This window comes from Amycolatopsis ultiminotia (assembly GCF_039536925.1).
In the GTDB taxonomy this organism is placed as follows: Bacteria; Actinomycetota; Actinomycetes; order Mycobacteriales; family Pseudonocardiaceae; genus Amycolatopsis; species Amycolatopsis ultiminotia.
The window spans coordinates 1-17858 of the sequence record NZ_BAAAZN010000004.1 but is presented as its reverse complement, the minus strand read 5'-3'; the positions used below and the strand labels follow the sequence as shown (position 1 = coordinate 17858).

Here is a 17858-nt window from a genome sequence, read left to right as displayed (position 1 = left end):
TCCCTTCGACGTCAGGAAATCCAGGCTTGCGGTGCCGGACCGCCCCCGCCTGCCGGCGGGAACAGGTCGTCGAGCGTGCCGATTTCCGCCTCGGACAGGGGTTTTTCCAGTGCTTCGATCGCGCCGTCGACGTGTTCTTCGGTACGCGGCCCGATGACCACACCGGTCACCGCCGGACGGGACAGTACCCAGGAGAGCCCGACCTGGGCGGGATCCCTGCCGATTTCGCGGCAGGACCGTTCGTATTCCGCGATGGTGTCGTGCCAGCCGTCCAATGTGGCCGCCGCGCGGCCCTGCGCGGACTTGACCGCGGTCCCTTCGGCCAGTTTGCGCAGGACGCCGCCGAGCAGTCCACCGTGCAGCGGAGACCAGACGAGCACCGCGATGCCGTATGCCTGCGCCGCAGGCAGCACCTCCAGCTCGGGGAACCGCGTCACGAGGTTGTACCCGCACTGTTCGGCCACCACTCCGAGGAAGTTCCTGTTCCGGGCGGACTCCTGTGCCGCGGCGAGGTTCCAGCCGGCGAAGTTGGACGAGCCGACGTACCGGACCTTGCCTTGGCCGACCAGCTGTTCCATCGCCTGCCACACTTCGTCCCAGCTGCTGGTGTGGTCGACCACGTGCATCTGGTAGAGATCGATCCAATCGGTGCCGAGCCGCCGCAACGACGCCTCACACGCGGCGATGATGTGCCGGGCCGAAAGGCCGTGGTCGTTGGGACCGGGGCCGACTTCGTTGCCGACCTTGGTGGCCAGGATGACTTCGTCGCGCCGCGACGGGCTCGCCGCCAGCCACCGTCCGATGACTTCCTCGGTGTGTCCCTTGTAGACCCGCCAGCCGTAGGTGTTCGCGGTGTCCACGAAGTTGATGCCGCGCGCCAGTGCGTGATCCATGAGCCTGCGGGCTTCGGGCTCCTCGACCCTGCCGCCGAAGTTCACGGTTCCCAGCGCGAGCCTGCTGATCCGCAGGCCGGTCCGGCCCAGCTGCGTGTAGAACCGGTCGCGCTCGAGCCGGTCAAGCGTTGCCTCACCGGGCTGTCGCTTGGCGTCAACGGCGAATGTCATGGAGGTCGTCCCTGTGGTGTCGAGGGCGGGTGCTTAACCGGTCACGGCCGTCTTGTCACCGGCGTACTCCCAGAGGTACTTGCTGAGCACTCGCCGGTAGTAGTCTTCGCGGCCGATCCGGGCGATCTCCGGCACGAGCCGGTGCAATCGGGCAACGGACACCGGCTGGTGCGCCACGTCGCTGACGTATTCGCGATCCGCCCGTACCCCGAGTTCGGCTTCGACGTGGTCCACGAGCGCTTCGATGGGCACGGCCCTTCCGGAGGCGACGTTGACCACGGTGCGGCGGACCCCCGCGGTGAGCAGCCGGTCCACGACCGTGACGAGGTCGGCGACGTCGATGAGGTCCCGTCGTGCGCCGCGGTAGAGCCGCACCGCGCCCGACCGGACCTGCCGCACCAGGCTGGGCACCAGCATCTGCGCATGCTGCGCCGGACCGACCACATGGGTCAGCCGGAGGACGAGGTAGTCGACGGGGGAGGCAGCGAGAACCGCTTCCAGAGCCAGGTTGTGCCTGCCGTATGCGGTCGAAGGGAAAACCGGGCCGTCCTCCTCCCCCGCTTTCCCCGGCACCGCGTACATGGCCGCCGACGCGGTGGAGAAGAACACGAGTTTTTCCTGCCGCTGCACACAATGGGAGATCAGCTCGTACAGCCGGTCGGCTTCCCTGGCGAAATCGGCTTCGGGAATCCCGGCGGCAATCGACACCCCGAAGGCGGCGGCCACGACCGCTGGATGGGAGTCCGCAAGCGGCGCAAGGTTGGCAGCGAGGAAGCCGCTTCCCCTGACCTCCATCGGAACTCCTTCGTCAACGCCGGCAACACAGTGCCGGAACGGCCCCGTCACTCGGCAGGCGACGTCTTACCGGCGGCAGTTTCCCGGATCATCAGTCTTGCCCAGATCGCTGGTCGAAGACATCACCAACGTGGGTAGCCGGGGGACATCGCCGCGCGGCGGGACCGTACTTGGCAATGCCACCAGGACGAGGGATGTCCCGGGCACGAACGGAAGCCAAGCTTGGATGCCGGTCACCGCGTGGTGGCGATCCGTTGGTCGTGCTCTCAGGCGGTTTCGAATCGAGTGCATCCGGAGGAGAACAAAATGGTCGCAGTCGCCGGTATCCGGGGGGCGCACCCCTCGCAGTTCTGGCTGCGCGGGGAGAGCCCGCCCGAGCTGGTCGCGTTCAATCCGGCGACGAAGGTGTGGGGCGTCTACGGCCACGCGGAGTCGTTGCAGGTGCTGAACACGCCCTCGGTGTTCTCGTCGGAGATCCAGCGCAAGATCGCCGTCGACTCGCGGATCAACGTGGCGAATCTTCTTCAGATGGACGGGATGCCGCACGCCAGGCTCCGCAAGATGGTGAGCCGGGTGTTCACGCCGAAATCGGTGGTGGGGCTGGAACCGCGGATCGCCGAGCTGACCGGCGAACTGCTCGACCGCGTCTGCGGGCGCGACAAGTTCGACCTGGTCCAGGAACTGGCCTACCCGCTGCCGTTGATCGTCATCGCCGAACTGCTTGGCGTGCCGAGTGCGGACCGCCCGCTGTTCCAGCAGTGGGTGGACATGATGTTCCGGGACCACCAGGAGGTCTCGGTCGCCGAAGGCGAGCAGACACCGCAGGAGATCTTGGGCGGGGCTGCCGAAGTGCTCCGCTACATCGGTGAGCACGTTGCCGAGCGCAGGGTGCGACCGCGCGAGGACTTGCTCACCAAGCTCGTGGAGACCGAGGTCGACGGCGAACACCTCACCGATGCCGAGGTAGTGAACTTCGGCTTCGTGCTGCTGCTGGCCGGATACGTGACCACGACCATGTTGCTGGGCAACGCGGTGCTCTGCCTGGATGCATTCCCGCAATGGCAGGCAAAGGCACGTGCCGACCGTTCGATGCTGCCGAGCGTGATCGAGGAATCCCTGCGGATGATGCCGCCGTTCACCGCCCTTTCGCGCGTCACCACCGAAGACGTGGAGCTGGGCGGGAAGCACATCCCGGCCGACGAGGTGGTGATGGTGTGGCTCGCGGCCGCCAACCACGACGAACGCGCGTTCGCGGACCCGTACACCTTCAATCCGGCTCGTGACCCCAACCACCACCTCTCCTTCGGCCGCGGTATCCACTTCTGCCTCGGCGCTCCGCTGGCACGGGCCGAAGGCCGCATCGCGCTGAACCTGCTGCTGGACCGGTTCCCGAACCTGCGCACCGACCCCGCGGACGTTCCGACGTTCAGGGACATCGCCATCATGACCGGAATCGATCGGCTCCCCCTCCTGATCGGCCCCTCCTGATCGGCACCGATCGCTGAGCAGCGCGCCCGGCCGCGGGTGCCGCGCTCAGGAACCGGAGCGCGACCCCCGGCCGGACTCCGCCGGCAGCGCTGCCGCGGCATCCGACCTGGCGGCACGGCGCAACAGCAGACCGGCAAGCAAGCCACCGAGGACAACGGCCAGTGCACCGATGAGCTGGCTGTCGCGCACCCCGTCGGCAAAGGCGTTGTGCACCTGTGCTTTCAGCTCCGGAGTAGGTGCGGCGGCGAGCGCTTCGTACAGCGAACCCGCCGCACCGGCGCCGATCCCGACCGGCAGCAACGCGGCGAACCGCGAGTTGAGCACGGCGCCGAGCACAGCGACGCCCAGCCCACTGCCGAATTGGCTCACGGTGCCCTGGATCCCCGCTCCCGACCCCGCTTTCGCAGGCGGGATCGCGCTCATGACGGCGTTGGCCATGGCAGGCATGGCCAACGCGATGCCACTGCCCATGACCAGCAGGCCCACCAACATCCACTCGTACCCGCGCCCGGCCGTGCCGAGCAGCGCCACTGCGGCGAGACCGCTCGCGTTCAGCACCATTCCGATGGTGATCGTCATGGCGGTGCCGGCTTTTTCGAGCAGTTTCGCGCCGAGTCCTGCCACGTTCAGCGCAACAGCCACCAGCGCCAGCGGAGCGGTCTTCAGACCGGCCTCCAGCGGGCCGTAGCCGAGCACCAGCTGCAGCTGCTGGGTCAGCAGGAAGATCGAGCCGCCCATCCCGAAGGCAACCAGCAGACCACCGGCGATCGCCCCGTTGAACCGGCGGTTGCGGAAGAGCCCCACGTCCAGCATGGGGTGCGGGACGTGCAGCTCCCACCGCACGAAGACAGCCAGCGCGACCAGTCCCACTCCGGCCGCGACCAGGACGTTGGCGGATCCCCAGCCGTGCCCTGGACCGGAAATGATCGCGTAGACGACCCCGACCATGCCGATCGTCGAGAGCAGTGCGCCGATCAGATCGGGATGCTCGCCCTCCGGGTTCTTCGATTCCGGCACCAGTTTCGCCACCGCGAGCCACCCGAGCAGCGCGACCGGGATGTTGATCAGGAAGATCGAACCCCACCAGAAGTGCGCGAGCAGTACCCCGCCGATCAGCGGGCCGGTGGCGTAGCCGAGTGAGCTGACCGCGGTCCACAACCCGATCGCCTTCGGCAGCTCCCTGCCGTCGAAGACCTGCATGACCACGGCCAGCGTGGTGGTCGTCAGCAGCGCGCCGCCGATGCCCATGCCTGCTCTTGCCGCGATCAGCTGGACGGCGGACTGGCTGAAAGCCGCGGCCAGCGAGCCGAGACCGAACAGCAGGAGCCCGATGAGCAATGAACGTTTGCGGCCGTACCGGTCGCTGAGGCCGCCGGCGGTGAGCAGCAGCCCGGACTGCACGAGGGCATACGCGTTGATCATCCACTGGACGTCGGCGGTCGTCGCGCCGAGATCTTCGGTCAGTTTGGGGATCGCGAGGTTCAGCACGGTGTTGTCCAGCAGGACGACGACCTGCGCCAGGCAAATGACGCCAAGGATCAGCCAGCGCCGCGGATTTCGGGTCTCGGTCACCGTGGCGTGCGCGTTTCGCAAAGAGAACTCCCCGGTAGCGCGTACTACAAGTTCTGGTACAGCAGACAGTCCCGGTCGACCGGCGTCCCGGTCACGGGCTCGGCCGGCACTTATCCCAGCAGGTCCGTCTCGGTGATTCCGGGACCCTGGCCTGCGCGGATGAACCATTCGGTGCCGAACATGGACCGGAACCTCTCCTCCGGCAGGTCCGTGAACAGCCTCGACTGCTCGGTGACCTGGCTCGCGTGGGCGAGCAGCGCCTTGCGCTTGTACTCGGTGTAGGCGGAGACGTCGACCCGGCAGGTGATCTCCGCCTCCGGGGTGCCGAACTCCGGCCCCGAGGGCAGCTCGACACCGGCGCTCTCGGCGTACTCGGCCTGGTTCGCCCGGATGTGCTCGCGGCTGAGCGTCGACTGGTAGACCCTCGGCGTTCCCGCGAGCTCGGCCGCCCGCGTGCCGACGCGGTACACCTGGATGTGGTCGGGGTCGCCGTAGGTGCCGTTCTCGTCGTACACGGTCAGCGCGTCCGCGCTCTCCTCGCGGAGGATCGCGGCGAGCTTCGCCGCCGCTTCCTCGACGTCCGCGGTGCGGAACGTGGTGCCGGCGCCGCCTGCGGTCACGGCGGCCATCCCGGAATCGGTGTAGCCGAGGAACTCGATCCGGTCGACGCCGAGCACGTCGGCGGCCGCCGTGGCCTCGATCGCCCTGCGGTGGCCAAGGTCCTCGCCGTCGTCGAGGAAGCCCGCCGGCTCGTAGCCCAGTTCACCGCGGGTGGCGAGCACGAGCACGACGCGGTGACCGTCCTCGTGTGCCTTGCGCAGCACGCCACCGCAGGTGGTGGTGTCGTCATTGGGGTGTGCGTGAAAGGAAACGAGAGTGCCCATGCGGGCGAACCTACGCAAGCGAAGTGCAGCGTGGATCCCGCAAGTGAGCAGTAAATCGGGGCCGGCGGCCACGCATCCGGCACCGTCTTCACGCCGGTTTCCCGGATGCGATCGAGCGGGCAAGTGCCACCGCGCCGCGCAGCGAGGACAGGCCACCCAGCGTGGCCGGCCGCACCGGCAGCGGGGGGTGGCCCGGACGGGCCAGCTCGGCGAGGTGACCGGACACCTTTCCGACGAACCCGGGCAGGCCTGCCGCGAAGCCGCCGCCGATCAGCGCGAGCTGCGGGTGCACCAGTTCCTGTACACCGGTGACCGCGGCGGCCAGCGCACTGCACGTCTGCCCGACCGCGGTGACGGCCCAGGATTGCTTGTCGCTCAACGCATGCCGCAGCTCGTCGAACGGCACGGCCGCACCCCGTAGCTGCTGCGCACGACGCAGCGTGGCCGGTCCGGAGGCGATTGCCTGCAGGCATCCCCGGCGGCCGCACACGCACTGCGCACCACCCGGTTCGACGATCAGGTGCCCGATCTCGAACGAACCGCGGCCGAGCCCGGGGCACAGCGCGCCGCGCAGGACCAGGCCACCGCCCACCCCGGTGCCCACCCCGAGGTAGAGCACATCGGCACAGTTCGAGGCATCGGCCTCGGCGAGCGCGCCGAGGTCGCCGTCGTCCGCCCAGGCGAGCGCCGCTTCGGGCAGCAGCGCACGCAGCGACGCATCCAGGTCGAGTCCGGTCCATTCCGGACGGCTGGGCCATGCGGTGATCCGGCCGTCCGCTCCGACCGTGCCGGGCATCGCGACACCCACCGAACGCAGTGGCCCGCCGAGTCTCGCCCGCAGCTGCGCGATCTGGTCGCCGAGCTGGGCGAGATCCTGTGCGGCGCCGAGCCGGGGCCCCCACCGGAACGCGATCTCGTCGACACAACCGGCGTCGGTCTCGACCCGGAGGGCGACTTTGGTGCCCCCGACGTCGATGCCGAGATAGTGCGGCAGCACCACGACGTCAGCGGGCGGGCACCGACGGGCAGAGCGCGAGAAGGTCGGCCGGATGCTGCAGCACCACGTCGGGCCGGCCGGCGAGCAGTTCGCCCACGTCGTCCGGCGGCGCCCAGAGCGCGGCAGCAGAGGCGACCCCGGCGCCGTGCGCACTGGCCAGGTCGGTCGGCGCGTCGCCGACCATGATGGCCCGTTCGGCCGGAACGTCCAGCAGGCGCAACGCATGCCGCACGATGTCCGGGGCAGGCTTGGGCCGGTCGACCTCGTCCGAGCCGATCACGTGCGCGAAGAACGGGAGCAGGCCGAGCCGGTCGAGCAGGGATCGTGCCCGCGGCCCGCTCTTGCCGGTGGCGATCGCCAGCCGCAATCCGCGGGCCCGCAGGGTCAGCAGCAGTTCGGTGATGCCGTCGAAGACCTTCACCTGGTCGGCAAGGCGGTAGCTCTCGCGGACGAACGGCTCCTCCATCTCCAGCGGCAGGTTCATGATCCGCATGATGTCCGGGAAGTAGCGGCCGAGGTGGTGCCGGTACTCCTCGAACGGTGCGGGTCCGGCACCGACGACTTCGGCGTAGGCGATGGCGAAGGCCTCGCTCATCACCGCGAAGCTGTCGACGACCACCCCGTCGAGGTCGAAGATGACCGCATGCCGGACCGACGCCGAGGGATCGGCCTCGGCAGCAGGTCGGTCGACGATCGGGAATGCCATGGAGCACCTCTCTACTGGTACGCAGGCTCCGCGCGCCGGGCACCCGCCGTGCCCGCGGACGCGTAGAAGTTCTCGATCAGCTGGACGATGGGGCGGGCCTCGGCGATGGCCTTGCCACGGTTGGCGGGCTCCGCCAGCACCCCGGCGAGACCGGCCAGCTGCCGGGTGTACTCGACCCCGATCCGCTCGACAGGCAACGCAAGCCGCTTGGTGGTGCCTTCACTGGTCACCGTCAGCACCGGCTCGGGTTCCCGGTTGGGGCTGAAACCGAAGGTGCACCTCAGTTCCGCGGTACCGGCGCTGCCCTCGACCTTGATCAGGGAAACGTCCCGCGCCTCGTGCGAGGCCCAGCTCGCCCGCAGGGAGACCGCGATGCCGTCGTCGCGGACCAGGAAGCCGCGAGCGGTGTCCTCCACGTCGGCGGTGCCTGCGTCGGGTTCGTCCTCCCGCCACGCCGCACGCCAGCCGCCTGCGTTGACGAAGTCGTCCGACGTCACGCCGATCACCCGGGTGAAAGCGGCCGGGCCGAGCAGGAACGCGAGCGTGTCGAGCAGGTGCCAGCCGAGGTCGAACAGCGCTCCCCCGCCTGCCTTGTCGCGCTGGGTGAACCAGCCGCCCGCCCGCGGCACGCCACGCGCCCGGACCCAGCCGAGGGTGACGTGCCGGATGTCGCCCAGCTCCGGCAGGACCTGCCGCAACGCCTCGACGTCACCGCGGTACCGCGCGGCGCTGCCTGCCACCAGCATTCCGCCACTGCGTTCCGCCGCGGCGAGGACGTCGACCTCGTCGGAGGTCAGGCACACCGGCTTTTCGAGGAAGACGGAGATCCCACCGGCGAGCAGTGCGCCTGCCACTTCGGTGTGCAGGTGGTTGGGCACCGCGACCACCGCGAGGTCGACCTCCCGCGCGCTGAGTGCGGCCACCGAGGAATGCGTGGCGATGCCGGTCGCCTTGGTGAACGCCTGCCGCGCGGCCGGGTCCGCGTCCACCGCGGCGACCACCTCGAAGTCGGCGTGTTCACGCAGCAGGGGAAGCCACAGCTCCCGGCAGACCCAGCCGAGCCCGACCACCGCGACCCGGACGCTCATGCCTTCGCCACGGCATCGGCGATGATCTCGGCGGTCGCGTGCAGCTGCGGCTCCCCGGCGAGCAGCACCCGGTGGTGCAGCCAGATGCAGTCCTGGCTGAGGGCGTCGGTGTGCGGACAGCGCTGCGCGATCGCGGCCAGGCTCTCGTCCGGAGCGGCGGTCTCCCAGAACGCGTCGGTGCGGTAGATCGCGCGGAACCCCGCGAACGCGGGCAGCCCGGCGGCAACGAGGGTGTCGACCAGCGCGTTGCGCTTATCCTCGCTGATCCCCGGAATGCGGAACATCGCCATGTAGTGCGAGTTGCGGTCGGCGCGCAGGTCGCCACCCTGCGGCACGACGCCGTCGATCGCATCGAGCAGCCGGGACAACAGCGCCCAGCGCTCGTCGCGCAGTGCGATCTGCGCGTCGAGGCGGGCCAGCTGCGCCCGCAGCACGGACGCGGAGAACTCGTTGAGCCGCATGTTGGACCCGGCGATCCGGTGCAGGTACCGGCGGTCGTCGCGGGGACGGCCGCAGCTGTGCCGCAGGAACGCCGTCTCGTACTTCTCGCTCTCGCCGTCGGGGAACACCACGGCGCCGCCCTCGCCCGCGGTCATCAGCTTGCCGTTCTGGAAGCTGAACGTGGCGATGCTGCCCAGTTCGCCGACGCGCTTTCCCTGCCAGCGCGCGCCATGCGCGTGCGCGGCGTCCTGCAGCAGCGGCACACCGCTGTCCGCGGAGATCTTCGCCAGTGCGTCCATGTCCGCCATCAGCCCGGCCATGTGCACCGGCATGATCACCTTGGTGCGCGGCGTGATCGCGGCCGCGACTGCGTCCGGGTCGATGTTGTAGGTGTCCGGGTCGACGTCCACCGGTACCGTCACCGCGCCGAGCCGTTGGGCCGCTTGGGAAGAGGAGATGAAAGTGAAGCCGGGCACGATGACCTCGGTGCCCGGTCCGGCGCCCATGACCTGCAGTGCGAGTTCCAGTGCGTGCGTGCCGTTCGTGACCGCCAGCGCGTGCGCCGCGCCGTGGTGGCCGGCGAACTCGCGTTCGAAGGAGTTCACCTCGTCCCCGCCCATCCGCCACCACTGACCCTGTTCGAGCGCGCGGACCAGGCCGTCCCGCTCGGCGTCGTCGTACTGCGGCCACGCGGGGAATTCCGGTGCCTGTCGCGCGTTCATGTTTCTCCGCATCTCCGCTTGGATCGAATTCAGGAAAGGTCGAATGAAACAACCGTTCCGTCACCGGAACGGATCGGATATCGGCATTTGACACGAGTTGCTGCCGCGATATCGAGAGAATACGTACGTCCGCGTCTTGACCAGAGTATGGTTGGCCTGCGCCGGCACACATCCCCCGGCTTGGTAGTCGTCGGCGCACTCAGCCGAGACCGAAGAAATCGCGGTAGGAGTCCAGCTGTCCGCCGAGCATGTGTATTCCGTGATGAACGGGGTGGCCCAGTGCCGCGGCCTCGCGCAGGAGCCGGGTTTCCCGCGGTTTCATGATGATGTCGGCGACCACGCCGCCGGCGGGCACCCGCGCCGGCCGGAATGGCAGTGGATCCTCCGGAGCCAGCCCGAGCGGCGTGGCGTTCACGACGATGTCGGCACCGTCGAGATGCGGTTCGGCCGAGGTGTGCGTCCGGCCCGGCCAGTGCGCATCCAGGCGCGACCGGAGCCGGTTGAGTTTCGCGGTGTCCGGATCGCACACCGACAGCTCGTCGGCACCCGCCGCCAGCAGCGCGGCCGCGATCGCGCTGCCCGCACCACCGGCGCCGACGAGTGCCACCCGCCGTGCTTTCGGATCGTGCCCGGCCTCGGTCAGCCCGGCCACGAAACCGGTGCCGTCGAAGTTCTCCGCGTACCAGCTGCCGTCGGCTTCCCGCCGGAGTGCGTTGGCGCTCCCGGTGATCTCCACCATCCGGCCGGCCCGATCGGCGAGCCCGGCCAAGGCCGCTTTGTGCGGCACGGTGGCGAAAATCCCGTCGAGGTTGCCGATGCACTGCAGCCCGGCAACGACCTGTTCGAGGCATTCCGGCTTGGCGTGCACCGGAACCAGCACCGCGTCGAGGTCCAGTTTCGCGAAGATCGGGTTCAGCAGTGCGGGCGACTGGACCTGGGCAACCGGATCACCCAGCACGACGTAGAGCCGGGTGGTGCCGCTGATCGGCACTGCGGGAAGTGTTCCGGTCATCGCTGCCTTTCCGCTACGCCTGACCACGCAGCATCTTCGCGACGGAGAACGCGAGTTCGACCGACTGCTCGGCGTTGAGCCGCGGATCGCAGGCGGTCCGGTAGCGCGCAGGCAGGTCGGCTTCCGAGATTTCCGAGGAACCACCGAGACATTCCGTCACGTCTTCGCCGGTCACCTCGACGTGCAGGCCACCGGGATGGGTGCCGAGCCGCCGGTGCACCTCGAAGAAGCCGGCGATCTCGTCGGCCACCTGGTCGAAATGCCTGGTCTTGTAGCCGTTGCGCGAGGTCCGGGTGTTGCCGTGCATCGGATCGCACTGCCAGATCACCTCGTGCCCGGAGGCGGCCACCTTCTCCACGATCGGCGGCAGCACCTCGCGGACGCGACGGTGCCCCATCCGGCTGACCAGCGTCAGCCGCCCCGGCGTTCGGTGCGGATCGAGGCGGCGCACGTATTCGACGGCCTGTTCCGGGGTTACGCTCGGCCCCAGCTTCAGTCCGATCGGGTTGGACAGCAGCTCCGCGAACGCGATATGAGCGCCGTCGAGCTGACGGGTGCGTTCACCGATCCACAGGAAGTGCGCCAGCCCGCTCGACAACCGCGCCCGCGGACCACGCCCGTCTGCCCACAACACGGCTCGTTCGTAGTCGAGCAGGAGCATCTCGTGGCTCACGTGGAACTCGTCCGGGGGCGATCCCCCGTCGCCGTCGGCAAAACGCGGTTCGACCGGTGCGGCACGGTCTGCACCGGACTGCGCGACACGGACCAGGTCTCGTTGCGGCAGCACAGCTTCGGCCATGCGACCGGCGCAGAACCGGCGGACCAGGTTCATCGCCTCAGCTGCGTTGGCGTGCGCCATCAGCATCCGCTGGGGGTCGGGTGTCCTGGCCGCGGCCGTCGGCTCCGGGGAATTCACGATGTCGCCGCGGTAGACGGGCAGCCCCAGCGCGTCGACGGGGCTGGACCGCGGTTTGGCGTACTGCCCGGCCATCCGGGCGATCTTGACCACCGGCAGCCCGGCTGCGTCGGCGAGCACGCCGGCCATCTCCAGCAGTACGCCCAGATTGCCCCGCAGGTGCGGTTCGGTGTTGCCCTCGAAGGTCTCCGCGCAGTCACCGCCCTGCAACAGGAATGCCTCCCCACGGGCGACCGACGCCAGCCGGCCGGAGAGCCGCGCCGTCTCGTCCGGCGTCACGATCGGCTCGGCGTCGTGCAGCAGTCCGATCACCGCACCCGCCCGCTCGGGGTCCGGCCAGTCCGGCTGTTGCGCGGCAGGCCGGGCCAACGCCGCGCTCAGCCGACCGGCCAGCGTCCGGTCCACCACGCGGGAGTGCAGTGCGCCGGCCGGCTCACCGCACTGGCTTCCGAGTCGTTTCATACCGGCGCCGCATCGGTTGCCGGGGCGGGCGTGCCGACGAGGTCTTCCAGGCTTTCGCGGGGCATCCGGTCGAGGACGCGCGTGACCACCTCGGGCGGCACATCGCGCACCAGCTCCGCGCCCTCGGGTCCGTCCAGGACGAAGGCCAATCCGGCGATCGCCTTCTTGTCCCGGTACATCTGGCGGACCAGGACCGCAGGTTCGACGTCGGCGGGCAGCGCAGCGGGCAGGCCGTAGTGGCGGACGACCGCCAGGTGCTCGTCCACCCGCCGCTGATCGATCCGGCCCAACGCACCCGCCAGCCTTCCCACGAAGACCGTGCCGATGGCCACCGCCTCGCCGTGCCGCAGGGCGAAACCGGTTGCCATCTCCAGCGCGTGGCCCAGTGTGTGGCCGTAGTTGAGCAGGTGCCGCATCCCGGTGTCCCGCTCGTCCTGTTCCACGATGCTCGCCTTGCGGGTCACGCTCGCCGCGATCTGCTCCGCCAACGGCAGCCCCCGCAGGTCCGGTGCACCGATGAAGTGGCAGCGGGCGATCTCGCCGAGACCGTTCAGCATCTCCCGCCGCGGCAGCGTCGAGAGGTAGTCGGTGTCACACAGCACCGCGCTGGGCTGCCAGTACGTACCGACGAGGTTCTTACCCGCAGGCAGGTTCACCGCGGTCTTCCCGCCGACGCTGGCGTCCACCTGGGCGAGCAGGGAAGTGGGCAAGTGGATCACCGCAACGCCCCGGTGGTACAGCGCGGCCGCCAGTCCGGCCACATCGGTGGTCGTGCCCCCGCCACAGGACACGACGACGTCCGATCTGGTGAGCCCGAAGCGCGCGAACTCGCCGGTCAGTGACTCCACTGTGGACAGTCGCTTGTCCGGTTCACCGTCGCGGGCAGGCAACAGCAGCGTCGGCACACCGGTGTCCGGTACCCATTCCTCCGGACGGGCCGACACGACGGCGGCCCGGTTGGCACCGAGCCGTTCGATGACCTCGGCTAGCGAGGTGCGCACCCCCGGCCCGACGAGCACGTCGTAGGAACGCTCCCCCAAGCGCACCGGAATCGTGGTTCTCACGGCGCCTTCTCCCGGGATTCTCGCGAGGTCCACGACGGGAATTCGGGAATCCTCGGCACCGGATCACCGCCGTAGTGGAGGTATTCGCCGCCGTAGAAGAAATAGAGGTGCGGGATGTCGTGCTGCCCATCTGCGGTCTTGTAGAAGCTGGTGAGCCTCGCGAACAGACCGTCCTTGTTCGCCATCGGTTTCCCTTTCTGGTTCAGCCGAGATCGCCGGACAGGATGCCGGCCGTCAACCGCCGGTGCTCGTCGTCATCGGTGATCGTGCGCACCTGCTCGCGACCGTTGCTGACCACCAGGTACCGGCGCTGCCGCAGGAAGACCTGCCCGTTCTCGGTGGCCCTGCCGCACAGGATTTCCTGGGTGTCGGTGCGTTCCGGGTCCCCCACGAGCTCCCGGAAGTTGTCCTCCAGTTCCTTCCAGTCGCGGTACTGGCGGGGTTTCGTCGTGAAGGTGTAGACGACGCTCCAGCGGGTGACCGCGCCCCGGCGTTGCAGTGCATATCCGGATTCGCGTTCGACCAGCCGGAACTGGCTTCCGTACTGGGTTTGCACCTCGGCCGAGACCGGCAGCGGTTCGAGGCAGGCTGGGCCGGGGTAACCCACGTCCACCAGCCATTCCCCGCCGTCCAGGGTGACCAGGTTGAACATGTGCTCGATGTCGGTTCCGAAGGTTTCCCTGCCTTCGGTGGTACTGCCCGCGATGAGCGTGACGTCGTAGCCCAGTTCGCGCAGGAGCCGGTGGAAAAGCCGATTCAGGTGGTAGCAGGCGCCGCCCCTGCCCTCGGCGATGCTGGTCTCGAAGACGGCATCGTCATCGATTTCGACGACGTTGATCGCGTCCCGGAGTTCGTAGGTGACGCTGCTGTAGGGAATCGCCATGAGGTGACGTTTCTGCAGCTTCCGCAACGTCTCGATGTTCACGCCGGTTTCTCCGTCGCAACCGATCCGCTGCAGGTAGGTACTCACGTCGAACACATTCATCACCTTCTTTCAGACCGAGATCGCCGCGGTGGCCGTTTGGAGCAGCTCGTGCAGATGCGCGGCAAGCAGCCTCGGCGTCGGATGGTCGAAGACGACACTGGGCGCGATTTTCCGTTCGGTGACGGTGCGAAGCCGGTTGCGGAGTTCGATCGCGGTGAGCGAGTCGAAACCGATTTCGAACAGCCCCTGGTCCTCGTCGATCCGGTCGGCGCCGTGGTAGCCCAGCACCGCAGCCACCTGCGCCCGCACCAGGTCGAGCAGGACCTTCGCCTGCGCGTCCGGGGTGAGCCCGGCCAGCCGGTCGGTCAACTGCGCACGCTCCGCGCTGCCCACGGTGTAGGCCTGCTGCCTGCCCGCCCGCACCAGTCCGCGCAGCAAGGGCGGCACTTCGGTGCCCCCTGCCGCACCGGCGCGCAATCCGGGCAGGTCCAGCTTGGCCGGTACCAGTAACGCCTGCTCCGAGCCGAGGGCGGCGTCGAAAAGTGCCATGCCCTCTGCGGGTTTCATCGCCACCAGGCCACCACGGCGGTTCATCCGGGACCGGGTGGCCTCGTCGGTCTGGGCCGCCATGCCGGTGCTCTGGTCCCACAGACCCCACGCCAGTGACAGACCCGGCAGGCCCGCCGCGCGCCGCTGGGCCATCAACCCGTCCAGGAAGGCGTTCGCCGCCGCGTAACTACCGCTGCCGGCACCCATGAACACCGATGAAACCGAGGAGTAGACGACGAAGGCGTCGAGATCCATGCCGCGGGTCAGTTCGTCGAGGTGCCGCGCAGCATCCACCTTCGGCGCGAACACCTCGGCCAGCTGTTCCGGCACTACAGTCCCGATCACCCCGGCGTCCGAAATGCCGGCTGTGTGCACCACACCGGTCAGCGGGTGTTCCTCCGGCACGGTCGCCACCAGGGCCGCCACCTGCTCCCGATCGGACACGTCGCAGGCCGCCACCGCGACCTCCGCACCCTGGGCGGTGAGGTCGGCAACCAGTTCCTGCGCACCCTCGGCAGCCAGACCCCGCCGGCTGGCCAGCAGCAACTGCCGCACGCCGTGCCGTTCGACCAGGTGCCGGGCCGCCAGCGCCCCGAGCGACCCGGTACCGCCCGTGACCAGAACCGTTCCGCGGGAACTGAACACAGCGGGCGAATCCGTCGGAGCAGCACGCGCAAGACGCGGGACGGACAGGCCCGCTGCACGCACCGCAACCTGCGGCTCCCCCGCCGCCAGCACCGAACCGAGCACGAACTCCGCACCCGCAGCCGCCGCGCCAGCCGACTCCGCACCCGCAGCCACCGCCGGGTCAGCGGACTCCGCACCGACACTCGCCGCCGGGTCAACGGGCTCCGCACCGACACTCGCCGCCGGGTCAACGGGCTCCGCACCGGCAGCCGCCCCCGGGTCAACGGACTCCGCACCGACACCCGCCGCCGCGCCAGCGGACTCGGCATCGGCATCCGCCGACTCCGCGCCTGCAGCCGCAGCCGCCGCCGGGTCAAGGTCCAGCAACACAATCCGACCCGGATTCTCCGCCTGCGCCGCACGCACCAAACCCCACACCGCAGCACCAGCCGGATCACCCACCACACCACCACCAGCACCCACCGCACCCCGAGTCACCACCACCAACAGCGACCCCTCCAACCCAACACCCGCCAACCAACACTGCACCACGTCCAACACCCGCGACGTCAACGCCAACGGCGAGTCAACGCCGACGGCGTCCAGCACGGCCAGCGCCGGGGCATCGGCACCGGACAGCACGTCGTCGGCCAGCGTCGCGACCTGCTCCGCAGTTTCCACCGGCACCCACGACGGCACCGGCAGTCCAGTGTCCACACCGGACTGTGTGGTCCAGTCGACCCGGAACAGCGAACCCGCGTGCGCCGGTCCCGCTGCCGTCGCCAGCTGCTCATTGGACACCGGACGGCCCACCAGCGAATCCATCGTCACGACCAGACCACCGGCCTCGTCCACAGCCTCGAGCGACAGTGCGTCACGCTCGGGTTTCGCCACGCGCACCCGCAACACCGACGCACCGGCCGCGTGCAATCGCAACCCGTTCCACGCGAACGGCAACCGCAATTCCTGCTCGTCCGCCTCGCCATCGCCGACGGCCGACGCTGCGTTCACCATCGTCGAATGCAGTGCCGCGTCCAGCAGCGCGGGGTGGATGCCGAACCGGCCGGCTTCCTTGCGCTGTTCCTCGGGCATCGCGACCTCGGCGAAGATCTCGGCGTCTGCACCACTGCCACGCCGCCACAACGCCCGCACAGCCTGGAACACCGGTCCGTACCCGTACCCGACCTCCGCGAGCACGCCGTAGGCGCCGCTGATGTCCACCGGCTGCGCATCGGCCGGCGGCCAAGCAGTGAAGTCGAATTCGGCGCCGCCACGATCCGGCTTGCCTGCGGGCGCCAGTACTCCGGTGGCGTGCCGAGTCCACGCGTCCGCACCAGCGGTTTCTTCGCGCTGGGAGTACACGTCCACTGTGCGCGAACCGTTCGTACCCGGCGCGCCCACCGCAACCTGGACCCGAACCCCACCACGCTCCGGGACCACCAACGGCGCCTCGATCACCAACTCGTCCAACACCGCACAACCGGCCTCGTCACCAGCCCGCACCGCCAACTCCACCAATCCGGTCCCCGGCACGATCACGACGCCGCGGACCGCATGATCAGCCAGCCAAGGGTGCGACCGCAGGGACAGGCGCGAGGTCAACACCAGACCGTCGGACTGCGGTAACTGCATCACCGCACCCAGCATCGGATGATCCGCCCCGGCCAGTCCCAATGACACAGCATCAGTCGCCGATTCGGTGGGCTGGAGCCAGTAGTGCTGGTGGTCAAAGGCATACGTCGGCAAATCCACCCGCCCAACCGCCTCCGGCAAGACAGCACCCCACTCCACCGGTACGCCCTCGACGAACAGCTCGGCCATCGACGTCAGCAACCGCCGCAGACCACCGTCATCACGCCGCAACGACCCCACAACCACCACATCACCCTCAACCACCTCACTCACCGACTGCACCAACACCGGATGCGCACTCACCTCCACAAACACCCGATAACCCTGACCGAGCAAATCCAGCACCGCCGGACCAAACCGCACCCGAGAACGCAAATTCCGATACCAATACCCACCATCCAACACACCAGCGTCCTCCACCCAACCACCAGTCACCGTCGAATAAAACGGCACCACCGGCGCCCGCGCCTCAACCCCCGCCAACGCGTCAACAAGCCTGCCCTCGACCTCCGCCACCTGCCGAGAATGCGACGCATAATCCACCGCCACCCGACGAACCCGAACCCCCTCACCCTCAAACACACCCACAACCTCATCCAACGCCTCAACATCACCCGCGATCACCACCGACGAAGGACCATTCACCACAGCCACCTCCACCCGACCACCCCACCGCTCCAGCCGCCCAACCACCTCGTCCTCACCCAACGCCACCGACGCCATACCCCCACACCCCGACAACTCCGCCGCAATCACCTGACTACGCAACGCCACCACCCGCGCCGCGTCCCCCAACGACAACACACCCGCCACACACGCCGCCGCAATCTCCCCCTGCGAATGCCCCACCACCACATCCGGCTCAACACCCACCGACAACCACACCGCCGCCAAACCCACCATCACCGCAAAAC

General features: G+C 69.0%; 15 protein-coding genes. 1 reads left to right on the top strand and 14 read right to left on the bottom strand.

All coding sequences use genetic code 11. The annotated features are described in order from the left end of the window. Positions 1-11 precede the first annotated feature (11 nt). Both ABD793_RS10535 and ABD793_RS10530 read right to left on the bottom strand, forming a co-directional pair. Positions 12-1064 carry an aldo/keto reductase gene (locus ABD793_RS10535; protein WP_344858169.1) on the bottom strand — a complete coding sequence of 351 codons (1053 nt, stop codon included), beginning with the start codon at positions 1062-1064 and terminating at the stop codon, positions 12-14. A gap of 33 nt (positions 1065-1097) precedes the next feature. Further along, positions 1098-1859: an NAD-dependent epimerase/dehydratase family protein gene (locus ABD793_RS10530; protein WP_344858167.1), complete on the bottom strand. Its 762-nt coding sequence runs from the start codon at positions 1857-1859 to the stop codon at positions 1098-1100. A gap of 306 nt (positions 1860-2165) precedes the next feature. Here ABD793_RS10530 and ABD793_RS10525 point away from each other — a divergent pair, with 306 nt between their 5' ends. After that, positions 2166-3347: a cytochrome P450 gene (locus tag ABD793_RS10525; RefSeq protein ID WP_344858165.1), complete on the top strand. Its 1182-nt coding sequence runs from the start codon at positions 2166-2168 to the stop codon at positions 3345-3347. A gap of 45 nt (positions 3348-3392) precedes the next feature. On the opposite strand, the gene ABD793_RS10520 is transcribed toward ABD793_RS10525, so the two are convergent. The 12 genes from ABD793_RS10520 to ABD793_RS10465 all read right to left on the bottom strand — a co-directional run. Next, positions 3393-4919, bottom strand: coding sequence for an MFS transporter (locus tag ABD793_RS10520; protein WP_344858163.1), 1527 nt, complete (start codon positions 4917-4919; stop codon positions 3393-3395). Positions 4920-5029: 110 nt separating this feature from the next. Then, a complete protein-coding gene (locus tag ABD793_RS10515) occupies positions 5030-5803 on the bottom strand; it encodes a PIG-L deacetylase family protein (protein ID WP_344858160.1) in 774 nt (257 codons plus the stop codon). An 88-nt stretch (positions 5804-5891) separates the two neighbouring features. Next, positions 5892-6803 carry an ROK family protein gene (locus ABD793_RS10510; protein ID WP_344858158.1) on the bottom strand — a complete coding sequence of 304 codons (912 nt, stop codon included), beginning with the start codon at positions 6801-6803 and terminating at the stop codon, positions 5892-5894. Positions 6804-6807: 4 nt separating this feature from the next. Continuing rightward, the gene (locus tag ABD793_RS10505; RefSeq protein ID WP_344858155.1) at positions 6808-7506 is read right to left on the bottom strand and encodes an HAD-IA family hydrolase; all 699 of its coding nucleotides are present in this window, start codon (positions 7504-7506) and stop codon (positions 6808-6810) included. An 11-nt stretch (positions 7507-7517) separates the two neighbouring features. Continuing rightward, complete coding sequence (locus ABD793_RS10500; protein WP_344858153.1) at positions 7518-8594, bottom strand: Gfo/Idh/MocA family protein; 1077 nt, start codon at positions 8592-8594, stop codon at positions 7518-7520. Next, positions 8591-9757, bottom strand: a complete 1167-nt coding sequence (gene rifK / locus ABD793_RS10495) for a 3-amino-5-hydroxybenzoate synthase (RefSeq protein ID WP_344858150.1) — start codon at positions 9755-9757, stop codon at positions 8591-8593. The genes ABD793_RS10500 and rifK overlap by 4 nt, the downstream gene beginning before the upstream one ends. Positions 9758-9956: 199 nt before the next feature. Then, positions 9957-10769 (bottom strand): shikimate dehydrogenase family protein, encoded by an 813-nt coding sequence (locus ABD793_RS10490; RefSeq protein ID WP_344858148.1) that lies wholly within the window; start codon positions 10767-10769, stop codon positions 9957-9959. A gap of 13 nt (positions 10770-10782) precedes the next feature. Then, a complete protein-coding gene (locus tag ABD793_RS10485; protein ID WP_344858146.1) occupies positions 10783-12147 on the bottom strand; it encodes a 3-deoxy-7-phosphoheptulonate synthase in 1365 nt (454 codons plus the stop codon). Then, positions 12144-13211 carry a 3-dehydroquinate synthase family protein gene (locus ABD793_RS10480; RefSeq protein WP_344858145.1) on the bottom strand — a complete coding sequence of 356 codons (1068 nt, stop codon included), beginning with the start codon at positions 13209-13211 and terminating at the stop codon, positions 12144-12146. Before ABD793_RS10480 ends, ABD793_RS10485 begins: the two co-directional genes overlap by 4 nt. Continuing rightward, positions 13208-13396 carry a hypothetical protein gene (locus tag ABD793_RS10475; RefSeq protein WP_344858144.1) on the bottom strand — a complete coding sequence of 63 codons (189 nt, stop codon included), beginning with the start codon at positions 13394-13396 and terminating at the stop codon, positions 13208-13210. The genes ABD793_RS10480 and ABD793_RS10475 overlap by 4 nt, the downstream gene beginning before the upstream one ends. A gap of 17 nt (positions 13397-13413) precedes the next feature. Next, positions 13414-14196 (bottom strand): arylamine N-acetyltransferase, encoded by a 783-nt coding sequence (locus tag ABD793_RS10470; RefSeq protein ID WP_344858143.1) that lies wholly within the window; start codon positions 14194-14196, stop codon positions 13414-13416. A 9-nt stretch (positions 14197-14205) separates the two neighbouring features. After that, on the bottom strand, positions 14206-17858 hold a 3653-nt coding region (locus ABD793_RS10465; protein ID WP_425548680.1), incomplete at its 5' end, for a type I polyketide synthase.